The organism is uncultured Photobacterium sp. (genome assembly GCF_947502415.1).
Taxonomy (GTDB): Bacteria; Pseudomonadota; Gammaproteobacteria; order Enterobacterales; family Vibrionaceae; genus Photobacterium.
The window spans coordinates 12,647-37,398 of sequence record NZ_CANMZV010000014.1; the positions used below are offsets into that span (position 1 = coordinate 12,647).

The window sequence follows — 24,752 nt, forward strand, 5'->3', positions numbered from 1 at the left end:
GGTTTTGCCATGACTCGAGTGTTTGTTTATGGCACGTTGCGGGCAGGAGAGTCGAACCATCACTTCCTCCGTCAAGCCTCTCTGCTCGGGCCCGCCAGGCTGACATGTGGTTTTTGGCTGTATGATCTCGGCCTCTATCCGGCAGCGGTAAAATGCCGGGATGAAAGCAGGCCTCTGGTGGGGGAAGTGTATGAAATTGATGACGATATGTTTGCGGCGCTCGATGAGCTGGAAGAGTATCCGCAAGAGTATACCCGCGAGTTGGTAGAAACTGACTATGGGCAGGCTTGGATCTACTTATATCGCTTATCTGTTTCGCAGCTTCCGGAAATCAGAAGTGGTGATTGGTGCCAGAAGTAAGAAAACAAAGGGGGGGAAGTTGGACTTGATGATTTATTTGTTCAGAGCTGCCGGCATACTTGTCTGGAGAGTTTCATAGCTCTCACCGTTATAGATGTGCTTATAACCCAGTTCAGCAATAGCATTTTCTGCTATCTCAGAGCGGCGGCCGGAGCGGCAATAGATAAAAATAGGCTGGGTTTTATCTTTCGCGAAAGTGGTCAGTTTACTGATATCTTGGTGGGGAATATTGATGGCTTGAGGTAAATGACCTGTTATAAATTCCTCATTGGTTCTGACATCAATGATCAGTGGTTGCCCTGGTGGGTATTGTTGGAATTCCTGCCAAAATTGTTCGGGAGTGACGACTTCTGCCTGAGCGGAGAAGGCAAATAGGAAACTAAATAGCAGAGGTTGACTTAAAATGCTTCGCATATTGCTTTGTTAGCCTTTTATTTTATGGCCATCGCTCCCGGGCCCAATACCAGGGAGCGAAGCTTATATTTCAGAAGATTATATTTCAGTTACTTCTCTTGTTCCCGCTTATACGAAGCCAGGATTTCTTCTTTTGCTGCTGCGGCATCTTCCCAACCATCCACTTTTACCCATTTTCCCGCTTCCAGTTCTTTGTAACGCTCAAAGAAATGGGTGATTTGTGCTTTGAGTAGTTCTGGAAGATCACCGATGTCCTGGATGTGGTCATACTCTTTGCTTAGTTTGCTGTGTGGGACAGCGACGACTTTGGCATCCTCACCTGATTCATCACTCATTTTGAGTACACCGACTGGGCGACAACGGATCACTGAGCCTGGTTGTAGCGGATAAGGAGTTGGAACTAATACATCAACCGGATCGCCATCAAGTGAGAGAGTATGGTTTACATAGCCATAGTTGCATGGGTAAAACATTGGCGTTGCCATGAAACGGTCAACAAAGACGGCACCGGTGTCTTTGTCAATTTCATACTTGATAGGATCAGCATTGGCCGGTATCTCAATAACAACATAGATATCTTCAGGGATGTCCTTTCCTGCAGGGACCTGATTAAGGCTCATGATGTCTTCCTTATTGGTAAGTTAACTAATTGTTGATGATGTGAGAAATTATAATACCAACTTCGTTAACGGGTTGTCTATTTTGTAACCTGTGTCATTGAGCAAGAGGGGATGGGGTTGGAAAGAGTGGCTGATAAAAAACAGGCTGCCGGAGCAGCCTGTTGGTGAGTGGTTACTCACCGTCTGGGAAGGTTTCGAGGAAGCTTTCTACCTTGCGAACCATATTGGTTGAGCCAACAAAGAACGGTACTCGCTGGTGGAGTTCAGTCGGTTTTAGATCCATGATGCGGATTTTGCCATCGGAAGCTGAACCGCCAGCCTGTTCAATCAGGAAGGCCATCGGGTTGCACTCATACAGCAGGCGTAGCTTGCCCTTTGGGTGGGTCGCTGTGCTTGGGTACAGGTAGATACCGCCTTTAAGCAGGTTACGGTGGAAGTCTGCAACTAAAGAGCCAATGTAGCGGGAGGTATACGGGCGATTATCTTCCGGCGCATTTTCCTGACAGAACTTGATGTACTTTTTCACCCCCATCGGGAAGCGGATATAGTTACCTTCGTTGATCGAGTAGATCTGGCCGTCTTCCGGGATCCGCATGTTTTCGTGGGAGAGACAGAATACGCCCAGCGAAGGATCATAAGTAAAGCCATGGACTCCGTTGCCGGTGGTGTATACCAGCATGGTCGATGAGCCGTAAATGATATAGCCGGCTGCTACTTGTCGGTGTCCGGGTTGAAGGAAATCTTCCTGCGTTGGTGGAGTGCCAACCGGTGATACCCGGCGGTAAATCGAGAAGATAGTACCAACGGAAACGTTTACGTCAATATTCGAAGAACCATCCAGTGGATCCATCAAAACGACGTATTTCGCGTTACGGTTGAGCTCTTTATTGAAGGCGACTGCCTCGTCTTCTTCTTCACTGGCGACACCGCATACCTGATCTCGGGCTTCCAGGGCAGCTTTGAATTTTTCATTGGCGTAGACATCAAGCTTTTGCTGTTCTTCTCCTTGAACATTCTGGCCGCCAACCGAGCCGGTAATATCAACCAGCCCTGCTTTGTTGATTTCGCGGTTGACGATCTTAGCCGCCAGTTTGATTGAGCCAAGCAGAGAGGAAAGCTCGCCGCTGGCATGGGGGAAGTCGGTCTGTTTCTCGACAATGAACTCACCCAGGGTTCTAATATCGGGCATATACAATCCTTGCATCATGTTGTCATTGGGGCAGTTAAGTCAGGTACAATGTCTCTAACGGACCATTTCAGTACCAAGTTTGGCTTTGTAGCCTGTTATTGTGTGTACAATTTGCGTATAAAGAATTGTATATAAAGATCTTTTTTATGGTACTGAAGTAACCAGTAAGCGTGAAATTAACAGAATTAAACCAGTGAGCCGACAGTTATGCATATCCATATTCTAGGAATTTGCGGCACATTTATGGGCGGAGCTGCGATTCTTGCTCGCCAGTTAGGCCATAAAGTGACGGGCTGTGATGCCAATGTATATCCCCCGATGAGCACCTTGCTTGAATCTCAAGGTATTGAAATTATTCAAGGTTACGATCCTTCACAATTAAATCCTGCACCGGACCTGGTGGTTGTTGGCAATGCCATGAGCCGCGGTAACCCTTGTGTGGAGTATGTGCTGAACAATAACTTGCGCTATACCTCCGGACCGCAATGGCTGCAGGAAATTCTGCTCCATGATCGCTGGGTGCTCGCAGTGGCCGGCACCCACGGTAAGACAACGACGGCCAGTATGCTGGCATGGATTCTGGAAGATTGTGGTTATCAGCCAGGGTTTCTGGTTGGCGGTGTGCTTGGAAACTTCGGTGTTTCTGCACGGTTAGGTGAAAGTATGTTCTTTGTCGTTGAGGCGGACGAATACGATAGCGCTTTTTTCGATAAGCGTTCGAAGTTTGTTCATTATCGACCACGAACATTGGTGATCAACAATCTTGAGTTCGATCACGCAGATATTTTCGATGATTTGAAAGCGATCCAGCGTCAGTTCCACCATCTGGTGCGGACTGTGCCGGGTAATGGTCGGATCCTGGCACCGAATAATGTCGATAATGTGCAGCAAACCTTGGATATGGGATGCTGGAGTGAACTCGAATACACAGGAGAGGACGGCCATTGGCAGGCTTGTAAGTTGGTTGAGGATGGCAGTCAGTTTGACATTTTCTTAGATGGCAAGCAGGTTGGTACGGTTCGCTGGGAGCTGGTGGGTGATCACAATGTTAGTAATGCTCTAATGGCTATTGCGGCGGCCCGCCATGTGGGTGTGACGCCGGATTTAGCCTGTGAGTCTCTTGGAAAATTTATCAATACCAAGCGCCGTCTGGAGTTGAAAGGTGAGCAAAACGGCATCCGGGTTTATGATGATTTTGCCCATCATCCGACAGCGGTTGAGCTAACACTGGGTGGCTTACGTGCCAAAGTGGGGAGTGAGCGTATTTTAGCAGTGCTGGAGCCGCGTTCGAATACCATGAAGCTGGGAGTTCATAAGCAGGATTTGGCCCCGGCTTTACGGGCTGCGGACGAGGTCTTTATTTACCAGCCGGATAATATTCCATGGTCGGTTGATGAGATTGCGAAGGCGTGTACCCAGCTGGCGGTAACGGATACTGATTTGGACAAGCTGGTGATGAAAATCGTTGCGGCGGCTCGTCCGGGAGATAATATCCTGGTGATGAGCAACGGTGGGTTCGGTGGTATTCATGACAAGCTGTTGGCAGCATTGGCGCAGTCGGAAGGTGATAAGTAGCATGTCAGATAAGCGAATTACTCTTGCCTGGACAGGTGCCTCCGGGGCGCCTTATGGGCTGCGTTTGCTGGAGTGTTTGTTGGCGGCAGATTATCAGGTGTACTTGCTGATTTCATCTGCGGCACGGGTGGTACTGGCGACGGAACATGGCTTAAAGCTACCATCAGGTCCGGATGCAGCGAAGCAGGCATTGGTTGAACACCTGAATTGTGATGCTAGTAATCTGAAGGTTTGCGGCAAGGAAGACTGGTTCTCTCCTGTAGCATCCGGTTCGGCGGCACCGAAACAGATGGTGGTATGTCCTTGCTCGGCTGGTACGCTGGCATCGGTCGCACATGGGATGTCTGATAATTTGCTGGAGCGAGCGGCGGATGTTGTCCTCAAAGAGCGTGGGCAGTTGCTGATGGTGGTGCGTGAGACGCCATTTTCGACCCTACATCTGGAAAATATGCTCAAGTTGTCGAAGATGGGGGTGACGATTATGCCTGCGGCACCTGGTTTTTATCATCAGCCTGAAAACATTGAAGATCTTGTTGATTTCATGGTCGCACGGATCCTGGACCATCTGGGTGTCGAGCAGGGATTGGTTCCTCGCTGGGGCTATGATCAGCGCCGATAACTGCTTATTAGTAAACAGATACAAGGAAGCCCGCGTTTTGCGGGCTTCTTTATGTTTGGGTCTATGAACTATTCGTCGTTCAGGTAAGCCTGAGGCTTGATCACTAATACATTGACGGGGGAGTTTTCTACCACTTTGGATGCCACAGAGCCCAGCATGACTTTATCCAACCTGGAGCGTTTGTGGCTTGGCAGGATGATCAAATCAGCGCCAATTCTTGCGGCATTTTCTAAGATTGTCGCCCAGGGCTTTCCTTCCGTAATGTGTTGGTGGTGAACAATTTGTTCCGGGATATGCTTAGTGGCAAATACCTTTAACTGGTGCTGGGCATCTTGCATCATTTTCCGCGCCGCATCCTTGGGGAAATAGCTTGATACCATAGACATGTGAATGCCGGGTAAGACATAGAGCAGGTGGATAGTGGCATTGGCGTACTTGGCATGCCAGACCGCTTGCTCAACAGCTTTGTCTGCAAATCCCTCTTCACTCAGATCAACGGGCACTAAAATCTGTTTATACATATTATTCTCTTTAGTTTAGAAAGGGAGAGAGGCTCTCCCTATAGTTTAGCCTGTGATTTTTTTTCGGCTCGGCGGTGTTGGTTCCAGCCAAGAGCGCCGAGCAATATGAGGGTTGGGATGAAGACCCACTCTTTCAGCGGCCTGACCGCAGGTAGGCTGACTGTAGTGATCTCCCAGTCAAAGTCGATGCCTGCGGCCTCTGCCGGGCTGCCGAATTCAACCAGATCGACCAGCATTTTGTCGTCTTCCTGACGAAGCATCAGACCCGTGGAGGCGATTCGCTCTTCTGGGGTGATTGCGTCTTCGTTAAACGGCAGTAACACATGTTTGTTGACTATCTTGCCTTCAAGGTTTTCACCTTTAACCTGAATCTCCAGCGGTTGTCCGATAGCCAGCTTGTCGGCAGCATCGGCGATCAGTACGCCGGGCATTTCATGTTTTTGTGGATAGACCATATCCCACCAGAAACCCGGACGGAGCAATGAGAAGGTTATCAGCAGCAATGCCACAACTTCCCACCATTTGGTTTTGGTAAACCACCATCCTTGGGTGGCCGCCGAGAAGGTAAGCATGGCAATGATCGCCGAGCTGACAGTGAGTAGCAGGTGCCACCATGTATCGATATTCATCATCAGCAATTGAGTATTGAAGATGAACATGAATGGCAAAATGGCAGTACGGATATCATAGGTAAAGCCCTGGATACCGGTGCGGATTGGATCGCTTTTGGCTATTGCCGCAGCGGCAAAAGCGGCGAGGCCTACCGGCGGGGTATCATCAGCCAGAATGCCAAAGTAGAACACGAACAGGTGGACAGCGATCAGCGGGATGATCAGGCCGCTTTGTGCTCCGAGGGTGACGATGACCGGAGCCATCAAGGTTGAAACAACAATGTAGTTGGCGGTAGTTGGTAGCCCCATTCCCAGAATCAGACTAATCACAGCAGTAAACAGCAGCATTAATATGATGTTACCGCCGGAGATGAACTCAACGAACTCCGTCATGACCAGCCCTATACCGGTCAGGGTTACGACCCCGACAACAATCCCGGCGGCAGCGGTTGCAACACCGATACCAATCATGTTCCGGGCTCCGGAGACAAGGCTTTCCAATAGATCGACACCACCTTCGACCGTTGCTTCAGCGATGGTTTTTTCTTTGTTGAACACTGTCAGTAAAGGTCGTTGAGTCAGCAGGATAAATATCATAAAGATAGTCGCCCAGAAGGCCGATAGTCCCGGAGAGAAACGTTCAACGGTGAGGCACCAGACTAAGACAACAATGGGCAACAGGAAGTACAGTCCAGATTTAATGGTTGGGCCGGGAGCCGGTACATCTGTGAGCTCTTCATTTGGGTCTTCCATCAAGTGATCTTGGTAGTTAGCGGATACTCGGATCAGTGCAACGTAGGCAATCAGGATCAGTATGGCGATGATCGGGGTGGCGGCTGCGCCGAAAACATCTTTGGTCCAGCCGATGCCATAGTAAACAGCAGCACTGATCACGATCAGGCCGAGTATCGTGCCGCTAAATGACAGCAGGCTTTGCGCCAGGGTAGGTTTGTAATGGCGTTTCAGCCCGGTCATTCCTGCTTTGCAGGCTTCTAGATGAACAATGTAGAGCAGGGCAATATAGGAGATCAGGGCCGGCAGTAAGGCGGCTTTGATAACTTCGACATAGGAAATACCAACATATTCGACCATCAGAAAGGCTGCCGCCCCCATGATAGGCGGTGTTAGCTGACCATTAGTCGAAGCGGCTACCTCAACGGCTCCTGCTTTGGTGCCGGGGAAACCGACTTTTTTCATCAACGGGATGGTAAAGGTGCCAGTAGTAACTACGTTGGCAATGGATGAACCAGAGACCAGGCCGGATAGGCCGGAAGCCACAACAGCCGCTTTAGCTGGTCCGCCACGCATATGGCCAAGCAGGGAGAAGGCAACTTTGATGAAGTAGGCACCGGCACCGGCACGTTCCAGCATGGCACCGAACAGCACAAACAGGAATACGAATGAGGTTGATACCCCAAGGGCTATACCAAATACTCCTTCAGTCGTTAGCCACAGGTGTGACATAGCCTTGTTAAGGCTGGCCCCTTTGTGGGCGATCACATCCGGCATGTGAGGGCCGCCGAAGGTGTAAAGTAAAAATACTGCTGCGACGATCATCAGCGGTGGGCCGAGGGCCCGACGGGTTGCTTCAAGGAGCAGCACCATACCGGTAACGGCTATTACAATGTCAAAAAAGGTTGGTGCCCCAGAACGTTCTGCGAGGTCAGTATAAAAGAGATAGATATACGCCGCGGAAAAGCTTCCCATTAATGCCAGTATCCAGTCTATAACTGGAATTCGGTCACGGGGAGAGTGTTTTAGAGCTGGGTAGGCAGTGAAAGCGAGAAAGGTCGCAAATGCCAGGTGAATGGAACGGGCTTCGGTATCGTTCAATACCCCAAAGTCAAAAACAAATGGTAATGGTGAGGCGTACCAAAGTTGGAACAGAGACCAACAGAGTGGGATGAGCCACAGGAGACGTCCAGCCATTCCGACAGGATCCCTTGCCCCAGTATCAGCCTGGGCCACCATATCCTGCACATCTGCCGACGTTTTAGTTGTCTTCGTCATGCATAATCCTTTTTAGATGGGCGAGGTAATTATTAAGTTGTTTGTTGTTTTTATTAGGTAGGCGAAACACCATGCGCCGCTGTTGCGGCGCATGGTTGGCAATATGTCGTTATTGCTCTATTTCGTGAGGTTACTTTAGGTAACCTGCTTCTTTGTAATAGCGTACCGCACCAGGGTGCAGCGGGATGGACAAACCGCTTTTCACCATATCTTCAGGCTTCAGGTTAGCGAAGGCTGGGTGTAGGCGTTTGAAGGTGCTGAAGTTTTCAAAAACTGATTTTACAACGGCATAGACTACGTCATCAGAGACCTCGGTGGAGGAGACCAGTGTTGCGGCAACACCGAAGCTGTTCACGTCTTTATCTGTGCCTTTGTACATACCGCCTGGCACGGTGCTTTTAGCGTAGTATGGATTGTCGGTAACAATCTTGTCGATGGCTGTTCCTGTTGTTGAAACCAGCTTAGCAGCACAGGAGGTCGTTGCTTCTTTGATAGAGCCGTTCGGGTGGCCGACGACATAGACGAAGGCATCGATTTTGTTGTCGCACAGAGCCTGAGAACGTTCGGAACCTTTTAATTCTGAGGCCAGTTTGAAGTCGGCCTTAGTCCAGCCCATGGCATCCATGACCACGCCCATGGTCGCACGGTCGCCAGAGCCAGGATTACCGATATTGATGCGTTTGCCTTTCAGATCATCCACGTTTTCGATGCCTGAATCAGTACGAGCAATGATGTTGAATGGTTCGGTGTGTAGTGAGAATACGGCACGGAGTTTTTTGTATGGGCCTTGTTTTTTAAATTTACTGGTACCGTTGTAACCATGGTACTGCCAATCGGACTGGACGATCCCAAAGTCCAGCTCACCGGCACGCATGGTGTTAACGTTATAGATTGAACCGCCTGTGGATTCGACGGAGCAGCGGATATTGTGTTGCTTGCGATCTTTGTTGACCAGCTTACAGATAGCACCGCCAGTCGGATAGTAAACACCAGTGACGGAACCGGTACCAATTGTGATGAAGTTTTGGGCATTGGCCATGCCGCTAGTGATGACTGCAGCGGCTAAGGCACTGATTTTTACAAGTTGTTTGAATGCCATGTTTGTCCCTTACTAATTGTTGTTATCTCCAGTTACGGAAACATTTTCCATCGATGGAAAAGGCATATTTGATTAAGGAAATCAAAACGAGGATAGCAAAAGAAAACACAAAAATTAAAATCACGTTAACAATTAATTACTGAAAAGTGCTGGATAATATGCAGGGAATAAGTGTTGGGAAGGAATAATTATTTTTAGCAATCAAATACTTGTCGTTTTTTTTTGTGCTGATCGCAAAAGTTTGTCTTATTGTGAGCTCTCTCTCATTTGCTGAGAGAGAGGATCAGGTGTTTTGCTTAGTTGCTATAGTCAAAAAGCTCGCATACGGAGTCGTATAGATTTTCAGTTGTGATGGTGTTGGTCGGGGTAATAAAGATGGTATCGTCGCCTGCGACTACGCCCAGAATACCTTCGGCTTTACCAAGGGAGTCTAATAGTCGAGCGATAACCTGTGCAGCACCCGGACCGGTATGAATAACAACCAGCGCACTGTTGAAGCCGATTTCCATGACGAGTTCTTTTAGCGGGCTGCTGGTAGTTGGTACACCAAGCTCAACGGGCAGGCAGTAAACCATCTCCATCTTTGCATTACGGGTGCGAACCGCGCCGAACTTAGTCAGCATGCGAGAGACTTTTGACTGGTTGATATTGTCGAACCCCTGAGCTTTCAAGGCATCAACAATTTCACCTTGGGAGCTGAATTTTTCTTCTTTTAGAATGGCTTTGAATGCTTTGATTAAGCGTTCTTGTTTATCTGAATTACGCATAAGTAAATTTCATGTACAGGGACGAGGTGCTGTATTCTGGCATAACCTTTTGGCAGGTAGCAAACAGTGTGCACGTAAACTGGCGTGTGCATCACTTTAATTGTGGTTGGTTTTGAATAGTTATGGCTGGAAACCTCCTTTTATTTTCATGTCGCTCTGCTACACAAAAACCAGAATGTTATACAGATGTAACGTTTTTTGTTTTGCGTTCTGCGTGACTTCGCAAAGCTGGTTGGGTTTAATTGTATTTAGCAGGGGCTTGCTATAACGTCATTTCTATCATTCACATAAAATCATAGCCTTAGGTGAACTGTGATTTTATGTGAATTGGTATTAGGTCTGAAAAAAATATACTTCTATCGTAAAGGAGAACGAACATGAAAGTTGCTGTAATTGGCGCTGCTGGCGGTATTGGCCAGGCTCTAGCCCTGCTATTAAAAAACCGTCTGCCAGCAGGTTCTGATCTGGCATTGTATGATATTGCTCCGGTAACACCGGGTGTCGCTGCTGATCTTAGCCATATTCCAACACCAGTTTCGATCAAAGGTTATGGTGGAGAAGATCCGACGCCAGCGCTGGAGGGTGCTGATGTTGTTCTTATTTCTGCAGGTGTCGCACGTAAGCCTGGCATGGATCGTGCAGATCTGTTCAATGTGAATGCTGGTATCGTTAAGTCGCTGGCAGAAAAAATTGCGGAAGTATGTCCGAAAGCGTGTGTCGGTATTATTACCAATCCGGTTAACACCACGGTTGCGATTGCGGCTGAGGTACTGAAAAAAGCAGGCGTTTATGATAAGCGTAGACTGTTTGGGGTGACGACACTGGACGTTATCCGTTCTGAGACTTTTGTTGCCGAGCTTAAGGGGGTTGATCCAGGTAAGGTTCGAGTTCCTGTGATTGGAGGCCACTCCGGTGTGACGATTCTTCCTCTGCTTTCTCAGGTTGAAGGTGTTGAGTTTACTGAAGAAGAGATCAAGTCTTTGACTCCGCGTATTCAGAATGCCGGCACTGAAGTTGTTGAAGCGAAAGCTGGTGGCGGTTCTGCGACACTGTCTATGGGTCAGGCGGCATGCCGTTTCGGCCTTGCTTTAGTTCGTGCCCTTCAGGGTGAAGAAAGTGTTGTTGAGTGTGCTTATGTCGAAGGTGACGGTCAGCATGCACGCTTCTTTGCTCAGCCTGTATTACTGGGTAAAGAGGGTGTAGAAGAAGTGATGGATTACGGTACGCTGAGTGCTTTTGAACAAGAGGCACTGGAAGGCATGCTAGAGACGCTACATGGTGATATTGCCAAGGGTGAAGCATTCGCAGCGCAGTAAGTTTTATAAAGACTAAAACTGCGGCCAGTTACTGGCCGCTTTTTTTTGTGTGTGTCTATATATAGAAGCTAGTAATAGCGATCACATCCGGCGTGAAGCTGTGGTTGATCTTTTATGTCATTACAATTGATATTGATCCGTTTGTGATCACTCATGTTTTCGATGAGTGCGGTATTGTGCGACTTATCAACATCAACCACTTCTGCAATACCTTGCTGGCATTCGACCCACATGCCCGGTTTCAAATCTTTTGCTTGCATCACAGACCTCCTTTCAAGGATCACAACGATCTTTTTTAACTATAGAATATCTTGTTTGATCTAATTTGGTTTGCCGGGATCAAAAAAGCCTGCGCAGGGCAGGCTTTTATTCTGTATAAAGCAGAAACGAATCTGGTTATTTATTGCGTTTGACTGCCAGGTGAGCCAAGGCAATCAGGGCATTTTTGTGTTCAGAGTCTGAAATGGCAGACAAGCTGGCAATGGCTTTATCCGCTTCTTCTTCAGCGCGTTTTTGGGTGTATTCCAGCGATCCGACTTCACGCATGCAAGCCAGGATCGGTTCTAGCTTGTCGAGGCCATTGCCCTTCTCGATGGCTCCACGGATCATTGCAGACTGTTCTTCATTACCGTTGTGCATCGCGTGTAGCAGTGGCAGGGTCGGTTTACCTTCAGCCAGATCGTCACCCACATTCTTGCCCATTTCTTTGCCGTCTGCGGTGTAGTCCAGAATGTCGTCGACAAGCTGGAAGGCTGTGCCCAGGTAACGGCCATAATCTTGCAGGGCTGTTTCTACTTCTGCCGGAGCTTCGGCCAGTATCGCTGCAACTTGGGTAGCTGCTTCAAAAAGGCGGGCAGTTTTGGAGTAGATAACCTGCATGTAGCTTTCTTCTGTTGTGTCAGGATCGTTGCAGTTCATCAGTTGCTGCACTTCACCTTCTGCGATCACATTAACAGCTTCGCTCATGATGTCGAGGATCCTTAGGGATCGTAGGCTGGTCATCATCTGGAAAGAGCGGGTGTAGATATAATCACCGACTAATACACTGGCCGCATTACCGAACATGGAATTGGCGGTTTCCTTGCCGCGTCGCATATCAGACTCGTCAACGACGTCGTCATGCAGCAGGGTAGCAGTATGGGTAAATTCGATAAAAGCGGCTGCTGTGGTGTGTTTGTCACCTTCGTAGCCTAAAGCGCGGGCAGCCAGGACAGCCAGCATCGGACGCAGGCGTTTTCCGCCGCCGCTGACGATGTAGAAACCGAGTTGATTGATCAGAGCCACATCTGAATTCAGTTGTGACAGTATCTTCGCGTCAACCTCCGCCATGTCATTGGCGGTGAGCGCTTGGATAGCTTTAAAATCCATTGTACATCCAGCAAAATTGTTTGCCGCACCAGGCGGAATGTTAAACGAACCAATTCACAGAAATAACTGACGATCAGCACTGGCTGCAGGGCACAGGCAAATGTCATGGCCTTATTATACGGGATGCTTATAAAAACACTGCTACGATGAGCTACCGTCGTTGATATCCCGTTAGGCGTTGAATTATTTGGCTGCAATTGCGAATAGGTATCAAGAAAATAATCATCGAATATTACACTAAAACCCCGCTATCTTCATAACCTCGTTTACGTTTAAATCAGGGACTTTCATTACTGGACAGCTTTTCACCAATTTTCTTTGCTTAATGGGTTGCCAGAAGTCCCATTTTCGCGTAACATTCGCGCCCTATTGATGACAAGATTAAGCGCATACCCATAGCCCGAAATTTATGCGGCTAATGGCCTATGCGGACAAGCGGAGTAAGACATGTACGCTGTTTTCCAAAGTGGTGGTAAACAACACCGTGTAAGCGAAGGCCAAACCCTACGCTTAGAAAAACTAGACGCTGAAACTGGCGCTAACATTGAATTCGACTCAGTACTTCTAGTAGCTAACGGCGAAGAAGTAACTGTAGGCGCACCTTTCGTAGCTGGCGGTAAAGTAACTGCAGAAGTAGTTTCTCACGGTCGTGGCGATAAAGTTAAAATCGTTAAGTTCCGTCGTCGTAAGCACTCTCGTAAGCAAGCGGGCCACCGTCAGTGGTTCACTGAAGTCAAAATTACTGGCATCAGCGCTTAATAACAGGAGAATTTAAAGATGGCACACAAAAAAGCTGGCGGTTCTACTCGTAACGGCCGTGATTCAGAAAGTAAACGTCTTGGTGTTAAGCGTTTCGGTGGCGAATCTGTACTAGCAGGTAACATCATCGTACGTCAGCGTGGTACTAAGTTCCATGCTGGTAACAACGTAGGCCTAGGTAAAGACCACACTCTATTCGCTCTATCTGACGGTAAAGTGAAGTTTGAAGTTAAAGGTCCTAAGAACCGTAAATTCGTATCTATCGAAGCTGAATAATTCAGTCTCGTAACGAATTATAAAGCCCTGCCTACTGGCGGGGCTTTTTGTTATGGAAGGGTTTATGCCGAATCAAAACCCGACGGCAGGTATTCTGTTGGCATTGGTCACGGCATTATTTTGGGGCGCCCTGCCGATCGCCATGAAGCAAGCCGTCGAAGTCATGGCACCATTTACCATTGTTTGGTATCGCTTTGTGACAGCTTCTATCGGCCTTGGATTATGGCTGTATTGGCGTAAGCAGTTGCCTAGTCCCAAGGCGTTAGGTGTGGCGGGAAGTGCGAGCCTGATGCTGGCTAGTATCGGACTGGCAGGCAACTTTGTCCTGTTTAACAGCGCGCTGGAATTCCTTAACCCGCCTGTGGTACAGGTGATTATCCAGCTGGCTCCGGTAATTTTACTGTTGTCCAGTGTCTGGCTGTTTAAGGAAACGCTGGGGCGGCACCAAATCATTGGTGTGACATGCCTGATGTTTGGGTTGCTGTTGTTTTTTAATGAACGGCTACTTGAACTGTTTACCAGCTTTACCGGTTATACCCAAGGCGTGATGCTGGCTGTACTGGCGGCGTTAGTGTGGGTGATCTACGGTTTGAACCAGAAGCTGATGCTGAAGCATTTCAGTTCACCCCAGATCTTGCTGATGATCTATGTGATCTGCGCTTTGATGCTGACACCGATGGCATCACCAGAACAGATCCTGCTGATGGATCAGAGACAATTGGGTATGTTGGCATTTTGCTGTATCAATACCCTGGTCGGCTACGGTGCATTCGCGGAAGCGATGGCGCGTTGGCAGGCCTCACAAGTGAGCGCGGTGATAACCCTGGCTCCCTTGTTCACAATTTTATTTGTTGACCTTGCCAGCCTGTTCTGGCCGGAGTTTTTTGCTGCCGCCGCCCTGAATGTACTGGGCTATGTCGGTGCTGTTGTTGTGGTAAGTGGTGCCATGTTCTGCGCCATTGGCCATAAGCTTATGGGGCAGCATAAATAGTCAAGGTCCATTACAATAAGTTAATAGCTTCCAGGTAATTGCTGACAAAGCCTGGTCGAGAGATTTTAACGCCACAGTGCGGAGAAAGAGATGAAGTTTGTAGATGAAGCGGTAATTCGAGCTGATGCTGGTGACGGTGGTAACGGTACAGTGAGTTTCCGTCGTGAGAAATACGTCCCGAAAGGTGGCCCTGACGGAGGTGACGGAGGCGACGGTGGTGATGTTTACCTGCTGGCTGATGAAAACCTTAATACGCTGATTGATTATCGCTTTGAACGATTCCATGCTGCGCAGCGTGGCGAAAATGGCCGTGGCGGCAACTGTACGGGTAAGCGTGGTGAAGACTGCGTATTGTCTGTGCCTGTGGGTACTCGTGCTATTGATGAAGAAACCGGTGAGGTGATTGCGGATCTGACTCAGCATGGCATGAAGCTGATGGTCGCCAAAGGTGGTTTCCACGGTTTGGGTAACACCCGTTTCAAGTCATCGGTTAACCGTGCTCCTCGTCAAAAGACGATGGGTACCAAAGGTGAGGTACGTCACCTGCGCCTTGAGCTGCTGCTGTTGGCTGATGTAGGTATGCTGGGTTTGCCTAATGCTGGTAAATCAACCTTTATTCGTTCTGTGTCTGCGGCGAAGCCGAAAGTGGCGGATTATCCGTTTACTACCCTGGTACCAAGCCTGGGTGTGGTTCGTGTTGATAGTGAGCGTAGCTTTGTAGTTGCTGATATTCCTGGATTGATCGAAGGGGCAGCTGATGGTGCTGGCCTGGGTATTCGCTTCCTGAAGCACCTTGAGCGTTGCCGTGTGTTGCTGCACATGATCGACCTGCTGCCAGCGGATGGTTCAGATCCTATTGAGAATGCCTTTACGATCCTGAACGAGCTGAAACAGTACAGCGACAAGCTAGCTAACAAGCCGCGTTGGATTGTGTTCAACAAAGTGGATCTGTTGCCGGAAGAAGAAGCTCAAGCGAAGATCGAGGAGATCCTTGAAGCACTGGCTTGGGAAGGCGACTACTACTGTATTTCTGCTTTGAACCGCATGGGTACTAAAGAGCTGACTTATGATCTGATGAGTCAGATTGAACAGATCCCTGTCGAGACCTTCGAAGAAGACGAAGAGGCCGAAGAGAAGAAAGTTGAGTTCAAGTGGGATGATTATCACGAGCAGCAGGTCAAGAATGCTGAGAGTGATGATGACGACGATGACTGGGATGATTGGGACGAGGATGATTACGATGTGGAGATTATCTACAAGCCGTAATTACCGCTGCTCAGCCCGTTAATCGGTTGAACATGAGAAAAGCCGCTCTTCGGAGCGGCTTTTTTGTGTCTAATCAACGCGTGTTAGCTTGATTTGCCGGATAATTACGCGGTTTTATATCTTGACCATTATGAAATTTAGCTGAGGGATGAAAATGGAAAGTGGCCCGGCGCCATTGGCGGAATCAGAACAACGGGAGATATCAAGGCTGGCTGTGCTGGCTGGCCAGAGATTATTGCAGCATGGTGCTGAAAGCACCTTGGTCATGGATGTCGCAACGCGATTGGGTTTGGCGCTGGGGGTTGATAGTGTCGAGGTATCGTTATCAGCCAGCTCAATGGTCCTGACGACAGTGAGCAACGAACGTTGTATTACCACAACCAGGCGTTGCCAGGACCGGGGCATCAACATGCAGGTGGTGACGGAGATCCAACGGGTGTGCATTATGGCCGAGCGTGGATTGCTGGATATTGAGGCCGTACACGAGCGTCTGCTCAAGATTAAGGCTCTACGTTATAACCGTTTCCTTGTTATTGTGATGATCGGGCTGTCATGTGCCTCATTTAGTCGCTTGGCTGGCGCAGACTGGCCTGTTTTCTTTCTAACCTTCTTTGCTTCTTCGGTCGGAATGTTTGTCCGCCAGGAAATAGCCCATTGCCACTTCAACCCTCTGGTCAATTTTGGTGTAACGGCCTTTGTAACAACACTGATCTCTGGGTTTGGGCAAGTCTACCAAATCGGCGAAGCTCCTTTTTTGGCGATGGCATCTTCTGTTTTGATGCTGGTACCCGGTTTTCCGTTGATTAATGCCATTTCTGATATGGTGAAAGGGTTTGTCAATATGGGGATTGCTCGCTGGACGATGGCGAGCCTGCTGACGTTATCAACCAGTATGGGGATTGTGGCGGCAATGAACGTGTTAGGTGTTTGGGGATGGCTGTAATGACGATAATTGATTTTTTGCTAGCCCTGCTTAATGATATGTTCTTTGCCATGATCCCGGCTGTTGGTTTTGCCCTAGTGTTTAACGTGCCGCAAAAGGCCCTTAAATATTGTGCTATTGGCGGAGCTTTAGGTCATGGCGGGCGTTTTGTTCTGATGCAATGGGGCGTTCCGATCGAGTGGGCTACTCTAGGAGCCTCAACCTTGGTGGGGATGATTGGTATTCATTGGTCACACCGTTTCCTCGCCCATCCGAAAGTGTTTACCGTTGCAGCCATGATCCCTATGGTGCCGGGAGTTTTTGCCTATAAGGCTATGATTGCGTTGGTGGAGATCAACCACCGTGGTTTTTCTCCCGAGTTGCTTGCTTTGCTGGTGGAAAATGTCATTAAGGCTGTGTTTATCATTGCTGCATTGGCTATAGGACTGGCAATGCCGGGACTATTGTTTTATCGTCGCCGTCCGGTGGTTTAGATATTCCTAGGGGATAAGATGAAGATCAGTATGATCGCGGCGATGGCCCATGATCGGGTGATTGGTAAAGACAACGCGATGCCTTGGCATCTACCGGCAGATTTCGCCTGGTTTAAGCAGTCGACACTGGGTAAGCCGATAGTGATGGGACGCAAGACCTTTGAGTCGATTGGCCGCCCGTTGCCGGGGCGCTATAATATTGTGATCAGCCGTAATCCTGACTACCAGGCTGAAGGGGTAACTGTGGTTGCTGATATTGCTGCGGCCAAGGTGGCTGCCGGTGAGGTGGATGAATTGATGATCATCGGTGGCGGCAGTATTTATACCGCTTGTCTGCCCGAGGCGGATCGTCTATACCTGACATTTATCGATCTAAGTGTGAATGGTGATACCTGTTTCCCTGAATGGGGAGACGGTTGGCAGGAAACTCATAGCGAAACTTATCAGGCAGATGAGAAGAATGCCCATGATATGCGCTTTGTTATCTTAGAGCGTCAGTAATACCTTCATACTCAGCAAATGAATAACAAGGCCTGGTTATTACCCGGCCTTATTTTTTTGATTTATTCAGCGTGGACCGGGCAGGCTTTTTCAAAGCGGGCACCGTCTTCCCAGCGAAGCAGGGTCATACTGTTGCCCCAAACGCAGCCGGTATCCAGGCCTATCACCTGTTCATCCTCATGACCCATTAAGGCTGCCCAGTGGCCAAAGATAACTTTCTTCTCTAATGGCTTGGTTCGAGACAGCTCAAACCAGGGCTTGAGCGGCTTGGTTTTCAGGTTATCGGGAGAAAGCTTACATTCCATATCCAGCCTGCCATTCGGGTGGCAGAAACGCATTCTGGTTAGGGCGTTGATGGTATAGCGATATTGTTCAATTCCCTCGAGTTCATCCGTCCAAAGGTCTGGTCCATTGCCATACATGTTTTTCAGTAACCAGACATAATCGTTACTGCGCAGGCAGGATTCGACGAGGCTGGCTTGCTTTCTGGCCGTTGGCAGATCCCATTGCGGTGGGATACCGGCATGGGTCATGACAAATGGGTGGTGGGGATGTTCGGCTAGCAGTGGCTGGTTACGTAGCCAGTCGAGTAGATCGTCGCGATCCGGCGCATCAAGGATCGGTTGGATCTTGTCGCGATTTTTGACTTTGGCCAGGCCTTGGGCCACGGTTAGCAGGTGCAGGTCGTGGTTGCCAAGCACTGTCGTTGCTTTCGCGCCTAAACTTTTGACAAAGCGTAGTGTTTCCAGGGATTGCGGACCGCGGGCCACAAGATCGCCGGATAACCACAGTTCATCATGTTCGGGATTGAAATTAGCCTGACCGAGGAGAAAATGGAGATCGTCCAAACAGCCTTGAATATCTCCGACAAGGTATGTCGACATGAAACGCCTCAGTGAAGAATGTTGGGAATAGAAAGTCGAAACGGTAAGATTTCGGCTTTGAATTTGTCGCCTTGTTCATTGACCATGAGGTAGTGGCCCTGCATGACCCCTAATGGGGTCTCGATAACGGTTCCACTGGTATAGGTGTATTCCTCGTTGGCGGAAATCGTTGGTTGTTCACCTATGACACCTTCACCCTCAATAACCAGCTTTTTGCCGTTGGCGTCAGTAATTTGCCAGTGTCGGCTGAGTAGTTGTGCTTCGCCACTACCCAGATTACTGATCGTAATCGTATACGAGAACACGTAGCGCTGATTTTCAGGTTCAGATTGGTCTTCAATATAGTGAGTGACTACTCTGCACTTGATTGTGGGGATTGCGTTCATCGTCAATGTCGTGCTTCCTTTCGTTGACTGCTTGCCGGGGGCTGAAGGTCAGCCCCAGACAAACATATTAAATAGCCTCGATTCACGCGGCTATTCCTGCTTATTTTGATGCGTTGTGGTTGGCATCCAGCCAATTTGCCATCGCTACAAACTGTTCCAGGGTCAGGTTCTCAGGGCGCATGCCTGGGTTGATACCCAGCGCTTCTAGCTGCTCGACAGTCATTAGCTGCTTGTAGCAGTTGCGAATGGTCTTACGACGCTGGTTGAAACCTTCGCGACAAACTCGGTCTAGCCATTTAAGGTTAGTACATGGATGAGGCAGTGTTTCATATGGTGTCAGACGAACAACCGCAGAGTCCACTTTCGGCGCTGGTTTGAAGGCCGATGGCGGTACTTCCAGCACAGGCATGACTTTGCAGTAGTACTGCGCCATCACGGTCAGACGGCCGTAAGCCTTGCTGCCAGGACCTGCTGCCAGGCGGTTCACTACTTCTTTCTGAAGCATGAAGTGCATATCCTGGACATTCGCATGGAAGCTGAACAGGTGGAACATCAGCGGTGTTGAAATATTGTATGGCAGGTTACCGAAAATGCGTAGCTTGTTGTTTTCTTTGATCAGCTGCGTAAAGTCGAAGCGCATGGCATCGCCTTCGTAGATGGTCAGCTTGCTACCCAGATCCGGGTGGTTGCGCAGGCGTTCGGCCAGATCGCGGTCAAGTTCGACAACCGAGAATTTGTCTACCATTTTGCCTACCGGCTCGGTGATAGCACCCAGACCCGGGCCAATTTCAACTAGGTTCTGGCCTGGTAGAGGGTTGATTGCCGACACAATGCCATCAATGATGTATGGGTCATTCAAAAAGTTCTGGCCAAAGCGCTTACGTGCGCGGTGACCCAGGTGGACCTGATCGCTGCTCATTTCTGTTTTTCTACCAATTCAAGGGCGTGCGATAGCGCTGTCCAAAGGCTACCGGTATCCGCCTGTCCGGTACCTGCAAGTTCCAGTGCGGTACCATGATCTACTGAAGTTCTGATAAAGGGCAGGCCTAACGTAATGTTAACTGACTTGCCAAAGCCTTTGAATTTAAGCACTGGCAGCCCTTGATCGTGATACATAGCCAATACTGTATCAGCATCGGCCAGATATTTTTCCTGAAAGATGGTATCTGCCGGTAAAGGGCCTATTAGTTTCATTCCATCTTCCTGGCGAAGCTGGTCAAGGGCAGGAGTGATCACTTCGATCTCTTCTTTGCCCAGACAACCGTCTTCGCCTGCATGCGGGTTCAGGCCACACACATAAATTTTCGGTTGCTCGATCCCGAATTTGCTCACGAGATCGGCATGCAGGATGCGGATGATTTGTTGCAGCCGCTCTGCGGTAATCGCCTTTGACACATAGGCCAACGGGATATGGGTGGTCACCAGTGCGACTCGTAGTCCTTCGGTGGCCAGCATCATAACAACCTGAGCGGTGTTTGACTGCTGGGCGAAAAACTCGGTATGCCCGCTGAATGACACACCGGCGCGGTTGATAATCCCTTTATGGACAGGGCCTGTCACAACCGCAGCAAATTCACCACTCATACAGCCTTCTGTGGCTCGGCTAAGGGTGTCGAGAACATAGTGGCCGTTCTGTTCATTAAGCTCTCCTACCTTCACCGGTACTTTTAGTTCACAGTTTGTGATAACCAGTGTACCGGCCTTGTGAGGCTGGGGCGGTCGGGCCGGATTGTAGTCAATGATTTCCAGCGGCAACCCGAGCTGGGTTGCACGTTCTACCATAAGCTGAGAGCTAGCACAAATTACCAGTTCGTGAGGCCAGTCGTGCTGCGCCATGGCGAGCACAAGGTCAGGGCCAATCCCCGCAGGCTCTCCGGGGGTAATTGCAATACGTTTAACCTTGGTCATTATCGTCTTCCGGCTGTTCGATATAGGCACCAGCACGGAGTTCTTGTAGCCATGCCTGTGCTTCTTCGTTGAATTTACGGCTGAATAGGATCCGGTAAGCGTGGTTTTTCACTGCTGCATCGGTACGGTCGACATCACGGCGTTCAAGTACTTCGACAATATGCCAGCCATGAACTGTTTTGAACGGCTGGCTGATAGTTCCGACCGATAGGTTTTCAACCTTATCTTTGAACTCTGGTACGTAGATGTCCGGAGTTTGCCAGCCTAGCTCGCCGCCGTTGGCTGCCGAGCCCGGGTCGGCACTGAGTGCTTGAGCGGCGTCAGCAAAGCTCTGTTCACCAGCCATGATGGCACGGCGTGTTTTTTCAAGCTGGCGCTGGGCTCCCTCGTCGCTCATGATCACCGAGGTTTTCATCAGGATGTGTCGAGCGTTAATTTCAGTCACTGAAACGGTTTCAAGGCCTTGGACATCGTTGACTTTCAGAATGTGGTAGCCGATACCGCTGCGGAACGGACCGATAATAGCACCTTTACCATAAGCCTTGATTTGATCGGCAAAGATGGTCGGCATCTCTTCCTGTCGCATCCAGCCCCACTCACCACCTTGCAGGGCTTTGGGGCCTTTGGAATAGCTATAGGCAAGGTTGGCAAAATCAGCTCCACCTTTTAGTTCCTTAACGATCTCGTCTGCCTGGGCAAGGACTTCTTCACGCAGTACCGCGCTGGCATTCTCATCAATACGTAGCTGAATGTGGCTGATATTGAATTTAACACCTTGCTGGTTTTGCTTGTTCAGCTGTTCAGCCAGGTTTTCGACTTCCTGCGGCAGAATGTTGATACGACGGCGGACCTGGATTGTCCGAGCTTCGCTGGCTGTCATATCCCGGCGCATTTGTTCACGGAACATGGTAAAGCTGAGCCCGTTACTGGTCAGCATTTTTTGTAGCTGAGCGATGCTCATCTTACGCTCTTTGGCTAGCTGGGCAATAGCTTGGTCCAAACGGGTATCGTCGATACGGATCCCAAATTGCTCGGCTTGCTGAAGCTGAAGGGTTTCAATGATCAGCTTTTCCATGATCTGTTCTGACAGGATGTCATTTGATGGTAGTGGCTGATTCTGGCTGGCAGCATTCATCCGTACCGTTTTTAGCATTCCGTCGACATCACTTTGTAGGATCACACTGTCATTAACGATGGTGACCACTTTATCAAGTTCTTGCGGGGCAGCGATACTGCCGGCAGCCAGACTCCATAACGTCAGGCCTAACAGAGAAGACTTCCACTTTTTCATACATCTTTCCATTTAGCGCCGTAGCGCGTTAAATCGTGGCAGCCATGGCGTAATGCCACGGCTGTTGTTTAGTTGTTGAGATAGAACGGGCGGCCATAGGCAATCGCATTGCCTCCTCCTTCGGTTGCGGCGCCGATCGCAGAGGTTCCACTTAGTCCTAACAGGCTGAATGAGATACTGAAGTTCTGCTCGTATTTGGCTGGTAAGGTGCTTACATTGCTACGTGACAACAGGTATTCGTTGTAGCCCAGGCTGATCATCCAGCAGGCTGAGCGGTAGTTCAGAGTGATCTGACCTTCCAGCATCTGGTTTTCGGTTAGATCGTGGTAGTAGTCGCCACGCAGGCTTAAGCCGCCGTAGACCGGAAAACCGGTTGAGAAACCCAGCTGTGAGATCCCGTCTTCTGTGTAGTTATCGATTTGATTATTATCAGGCAGGCTTTGCTTGATATAGTCTTTTGATACATAGCGGTAGTTCACCTGGCTGAACAGGCTGCCTTCACGGTATTCCACTGTCGCATTGCTAAACTGCATTTCTTTCTTACTGGCGTCATACTGTAGCCCGCCGTGGAAGAACAGCCAGTCATCGTAATTGAAGTCTGACTCGAACGCGGTGGCGGAGTAGTTCGGTGTCGATTGGTTTGCTCCACTGAGATTACGGCCGGCATCATTAAGATAGAATATCTGGCCGAATGACAGGTTGAAGCGCTCGACAAAATCATTGTCAAAGTAACGAGTACTGGCCCCTAGAGTAAATTGGTTTGCTGGCGCGATATAGTCGACGCTGGAATAGCGTTTGTCTCGGAACAGGCCGTAGTAGTCGGTCTGAAGTAGCGTGGTGTCATAGCCGCCGAAGATTTCCTTTTGTTCGACATCTTTGACGAACAGGTATTGGATTTGCGGTTCCAGGCTTTGGGTATAGTCTTCATCCCACAGCTGGGTATCTCGCTCAAAATACAGCCCACTGTGAATACGAATACTCGGGACGGTGCGGGATGTGGTTTCTTCTAGCGTCTCCAGTCCGGCAACTGTTGGATCAAAGTCCTGATTGTAGTAGGTGTACATCAGTTTGGCCTCGGAGGTGATTGACCACCAAGGTGTGGAGTACGGCAGTGCCAGGGTTGGTTCGAGGTGGACACGATCCGCTGATGGTTTGTCGGCTGCATCGTTATCAAAGCGGCTGAAATGACTCAGTAGATTGAAATCTAAGCCGTAAGGCAGCTCCGGGCGGTAGTAGTTGAACTCCAGCTGCGGTAGCAGGCGATAGTTGGACGAACCACCTGGTGTCAGTGATTGGAAGTTACGTACACGCAGGGTTGAATCCCAGTTGAGATCCCGGTAAGAAACTTCCCCTGTCTGTAGTAGGTTATTGTCTTCACGTTCACCGATACTAGAGTCGATATCTGAGAAATAAGTAACGTCGCTGACTTTGCTGTAGTCGATATCAAGCAGCCAGTGTTCACTGTAGTTCCCATTGTGCGACCAGTTAAACCCCCAGCGCGGATCTTTGTCGGAAGCATTTTTGTCATTGCCCAGGTATTCGCCTTTCAAGTGGCCTCTTCCCAGGTTGGTCAGGTAGCGGAATTCCGAGTTGAGCTGCAGGCCCCGGTTACTCATGTACTTTGGAGTGATAGTCATGTCGTAGTTGGGCGCTATGTTCCAGTAGAACGGCGTTTCTAACTCGAAGCCATCTCGGGTGCCGTAGCTAATTGACGGATACAGGAAACCGGTCAGGCGTTCTTTACCGACAGGGACGCGCAGGTATGGCAAATAGATCAACGGTACATTGGCTACTTCAAACCGGGCATTATACAAGTCGGCAAACGGGGAATCGCTTTCGCGTTCGATGCTGGTTGCTGAGAATAACCAGCTCTTGTCGCCAGGAGGACAGGTGGTATAAGTGCCGTTTTTCAATCGGTAGTAGGCAATGCCGTTTTTGGTTACCCGTTCGGCTTCACCGCGCCCGGCTTCGCAAGTCATGTTGTAGACTGCGTTATCCATTTCAGAATCTTCGGTATCTAGGTTGCTCTGAATGCGATCCGAGTACACTTCGATAGTCCCGTCGTGGAAATAAACATTGCCTTCTGCCGATACAATGTTTTCCGGTTGGTGCAGGGTTGCAGAATCCGCGGCAACCGTGCGGTTTCCTTGTTGCAGGAGAACGTCACCGGAATAGGTTACTTTCTGGTTCGGCTTGGCTTCGATCTTGTCTGCAGAAACCGTGATCGGTTCATTATTGGGATCGGCTGGCATATCCTGGGGGGCAATACAGACCCCGCGGACTAATTCAAGTTCGCTTTGGGTGTCATTGACAGCCGCAGACTCATCATTGACATTTTCGCTAAGAGCAGGAATCTCATAAGCCATCGCGGGGCCATAAAGCGCGAGGCTAATCATGGTGGCCAGTAAGCTGCGGGAGGTTAATGACATCTAATTAAACTTTCCTGTATTTAAATTTCAGCGCTAAAAAATAGTTTTCAAAACGGATAGGTGGCGCTTTTTACAAGCTTTCCGGATAAATGACAGCTATGATAATGCAAATTCTACCCGACGGCATCTTTTCGCGTTATTGTATCGGGTTTGTACCACTATAAATATTGCTAAAT

At 49.3% G+C, this 24,752-nt stretch carries 26 protein-coding genes; 11 read left to right on the forward strand and 15 right to left on the reverse strand.

Features of this window, described 5'->3' with window-relative positions; all coding sequences use genetic code 11:
• Positions 1-9: 9 nt before the first annotated feature.
• The gene (locus Q0852_RS14985) at positions 10-360 is read left to right on the forward strand and encodes a gamma-glutamylcyclotransferase (protein WP_299019297.1); all 351 of its coding nucleotides are present in this window, start codon (positions 10-12) and stop codon (positions 358-360) included.
• 33 nt (positions 361-393) lie between these two features.
• On the opposite strand, the gene Q0852_RS14990 is transcribed toward Q0852_RS14985, so the two are convergent.
• The 3 genes from Q0852_RS14990 to fbp form a co-directional block, all read right to left on the reverse strand.
• Complete coding sequence (locus Q0852_RS14990; RefSeq protein WP_299019299.1) at positions 394-774, reverse strand: rhodanese-like domain-containing protein; 381 nt, start codon at positions 772-774, stop codon at positions 394-396.
• An 89-nt stretch (positions 775-863) separates the two neighbouring features.
• Positions 864-1,394 (reverse strand): inorganic diphosphatase, encoded by a 531-nt coding sequence (gene ppa / locus Q0852_RS14995; protein ID WP_299019301.1) that lies wholly within the window; start codon positions 1,392-1,394, stop codon positions 864-866.
• 172 nt (positions 1,395-1,566) lie between these two features.
• On the reverse strand, positions 1,567-2,583 hold the full coding sequence (gene fbp, locus Q0852_RS15000) for a class 1 fructose-bisphosphatase (protein ID WP_299019303.1): 1,017 nt from the start codon (positions 2,581-2,583) through the stop codon (positions 1,567-1,569).
• Between the two features lie 207 nt (positions 2,584-2,790).
• On the opposite strand from fbp, the gene mpl reads away from it, so the two are divergent.
• Entirely contained in the window at positions 2,791-4,158 is a 1,368-nt protein-coding gene (mpl, locus tag Q0852_RS15005) for a UDP-N-acetylmuramate:L-alanyl-gamma-D-glutamyl-meso-diaminopimelate ligase (protein WP_299019305.1), read from the forward strand.
• Between the two features lies 1 nt (position 4,159).
• Complete coding sequence (locus Q0852_RS15010; RefSeq protein ID WP_299019307.1) at positions 4,160-4,777, forward strand: flavin prenyltransferase UbiX; 618 nt, start codon at positions 4,160-4,162, stop codon at positions 4,775-4,777.
• 68 nt (positions 4,778-4,845) lie between these two features.
• On the opposite strand, the gene Q0852_RS15015 is transcribed toward Q0852_RS15010, so the two are convergent.
• From Q0852_RS15015 to argR, 4 genes are all read right to left on the reverse strand, one after another.
• The gene (locus Q0852_RS15015) at positions 4,846-5,298 is read right to left on the reverse strand and encodes a universal stress protein (RefSeq protein WP_299019309.1); all 453 of its coding nucleotides are present in this window, start codon (positions 5,296-5,298) and stop codon (positions 4,846-4,848) included.
• Positions 5,299-5,336: 38 nt separating this feature from the next.
• Positions 5,337-7,919: a TRAP transporter permease gene (locus tag Q0852_RS15020; RefSeq protein ID WP_299019311.1), complete on the reverse strand. Its 2,583-nt coding sequence runs from the start codon at positions 7,917-7,919 to the stop codon at positions 5,337-5,339.
• A 130-nt stretch (positions 7,920-8,049) separates the two neighbouring features.
• The gene (locus tag Q0852_RS15025) at positions 8,050-9,018 is read right to left on the reverse strand and encodes a TAXI family TRAP transporter solute-binding subunit (protein WP_299019313.1); all 969 of its coding nucleotides are present in this window, start codon (positions 9,016-9,018) and stop codon (positions 8,050-8,052) included.
• 296 nt (positions 9,019-9,314) lie between these two features.
• Positions 9,315-9,785 (reverse strand): transcriptional regulator ArgR, encoded by a 471-nt coding sequence (gene argR / locus Q0852_RS15030; protein WP_299019315.1) that lies wholly within the window; start codon positions 9,783-9,785, stop codon positions 9,315-9,317.
• Positions 9,786-10,162: 377 nt separating this feature from the next.
• Here argR and mdh point away from each other — a divergent pair, with 377 nt between their 5' ends.
• A complete protein-coding gene (gene mdh / locus Q0852_RS15035) occupies positions 10,163-11,101 on the forward strand; it encodes a malate dehydrogenase (RefSeq protein ID WP_299019317.1) in 939 nt (312 codons plus the stop codon).
• A 68-nt stretch (positions 11,102-11,169) separates the two neighbouring features.
• On the opposite strand, the gene Q0852_RS15040 is transcribed toward mdh, so the two are convergent.
• Both Q0852_RS15040 and ispB read right to left on the reverse strand, forming a co-directional pair.
• Entirely contained in the window at positions 11,170-11,361 is a 192-nt protein-coding gene (locus tag Q0852_RS15040; RefSeq protein WP_299019319.1) for a hypothetical protein, read from the reverse strand.
• A gap of 136 nt (positions 11,362-11,497) precedes the next feature.
• Positions 11,498-12,469, reverse strand: coding sequence for an octaprenyl diphosphate synthase (gene ispB, locus Q0852_RS15045; protein WP_299019320.1), 972 nt, complete (start codon positions 12,467-12,469; stop codon positions 11,498-11,500).
• A 447-nt stretch (positions 12,470-12,916) separates the two neighbouring features.
• Between ispB and rplU the strand changes: the two genes are divergently transcribed.
• From rplU to folA, 7 genes are all read left to right on the forward strand, one after another.
• Positions 12,917-13,228, forward strand: coding sequence for a 50S ribosomal protein L21 (gene rplU / locus Q0852_RS15050; RefSeq protein WP_299019322.1), 312 nt, complete (start codon positions 12,917-12,919; stop codon positions 13,226-13,228).
• An 18-nt stretch (positions 13,229-13,246) separates the two neighbouring features.
• Positions 13,247-13,504, forward strand: coding sequence for a 50S ribosomal protein L27 (gene rpmA, locus Q0852_RS15055; protein ID WP_007467532.1), 258 nt, complete (start codon positions 13,247-13,249; stop codon positions 13,502-13,504).
• 64 nt (positions 13,505-13,568) lie between these two features.
• Positions 13,569-14,495, forward strand: a complete 927-nt coding sequence (locus Q0852_RS15060) for a DMT family transporter (protein WP_299019328.1) — start codon at positions 13,569-13,571, stop codon at positions 14,493-14,495.
• 90 nt (positions 14,496-14,585) lie between these two features.
• A complete protein-coding gene (cgtA, locus tag Q0852_RS15065; protein ID WP_299019329.1) occupies positions 14,586-15,761 on the forward strand; it encodes an Obg family GTPase CgtA in 1,176 nt (391 codons plus the stop codon).
• Between the two features lie 154 nt (positions 15,762-15,915).
• Positions 15,916-16,704, forward strand: coding sequence for a threonine/serine exporter ThrE family protein (locus tag Q0852_RS15070; RefSeq protein WP_299019330.1), 789 nt, complete (start codon positions 15,916-15,918; stop codon positions 16,702-16,704).
• The gene (locus Q0852_RS15075; RefSeq protein WP_299019331.1) at positions 16,704-17,177 is read left to right on the forward strand and encodes a threonine/serine exporter family protein; all 474 of its coding nucleotides are present in this window, start codon (positions 16,704-16,706) and stop codon (positions 17,175-17,177) included. The genes Q0852_RS15070 and Q0852_RS15075 overlap by 1 nt, the downstream gene beginning before the upstream one ends.
• A gap of 18 nt (positions 17,178-17,195) precedes the next feature.
• Complete coding sequence (gene folA, locus Q0852_RS15080; RefSeq protein WP_299019333.1) at positions 17,196-17,678, forward strand: type 3 dihydrofolate reductase; 483 nt, start codon at positions 17,196-17,198, stop codon at positions 17,676-17,678.
• 62 nt (positions 17,679-17,740) lie between these two features.
• Here folA and Q0852_RS15085 read toward each other — a convergent pair whose 3' ends face one another.
• From Q0852_RS15085 to lptD, 6 genes are all read right to left on the reverse strand, one after another.
• Positions 17,741-18,562 carry a symmetrical bis(5'-nucleosyl)-tetraphosphatase gene (locus Q0852_RS15085; RefSeq protein WP_299019334.1) on the reverse strand — a complete coding sequence of 274 codons (822 nt, stop codon included), beginning with the start codon at positions 18,560-18,562 and terminating at the stop codon, positions 17,741-17,743.
• Between the two features lie 8 nt (positions 18,563-18,570).
• Positions 18,571-18,948, reverse strand: coding sequence for a Co2+/Mg2+ efflux protein ApaG (gene apaG / locus Q0852_RS15090; RefSeq protein ID WP_299019336.1), 378 nt, complete (start codon positions 18,946-18,948; stop codon positions 18,571-18,573).
• Between the two features lie 100 nt (positions 18,949-19,048).
• Positions 19,049-19,867 (reverse strand): 16S rRNA (adenine(1518)-N(6)/adenine(1519)-N(6))-dimethyltransferase RsmA, encoded by an 819-nt coding sequence (gene rsmA, locus Q0852_RS15095; protein WP_299019338.1) that lies wholly within the window; start codon positions 19,865-19,867, stop codon positions 19,049-19,051.
• Positions 19,864-20,856, reverse strand: coding sequence for a 4-hydroxythreonine-4-phosphate dehydrogenase PdxA (gene pdxA / locus Q0852_RS15100; RefSeq protein ID WP_299019340.1), 993 nt, complete (start codon positions 20,854-20,856; stop codon positions 19,864-19,866). Before pdxA ends, rsmA begins: the two co-directional genes overlap by 4 nt.
• Entirely contained in the window at positions 20,843-22,147 is a 1,305-nt protein-coding gene (gene surA / locus Q0852_RS15105; RefSeq protein ID WP_299019342.1) for a peptidylprolyl isomerase SurA, read from the reverse strand. Before surA ends, pdxA begins: the two co-directional genes overlap by 14 nt.
• Positions 22,148-22,215: 68 nt before the next feature.
• Positions 22,216-24,576 (reverse strand): LPS assembly protein LptD, encoded by a 2,361-nt coding sequence (gene lptD, locus Q0852_RS15110; RefSeq protein ID WP_299019343.1) that lies wholly within the window; start codon positions 24,574-24,576, stop codon positions 22,216-22,218.
• Between the last annotated feature and the right edge of the window lie 176 nt (positions 24,577-24,752).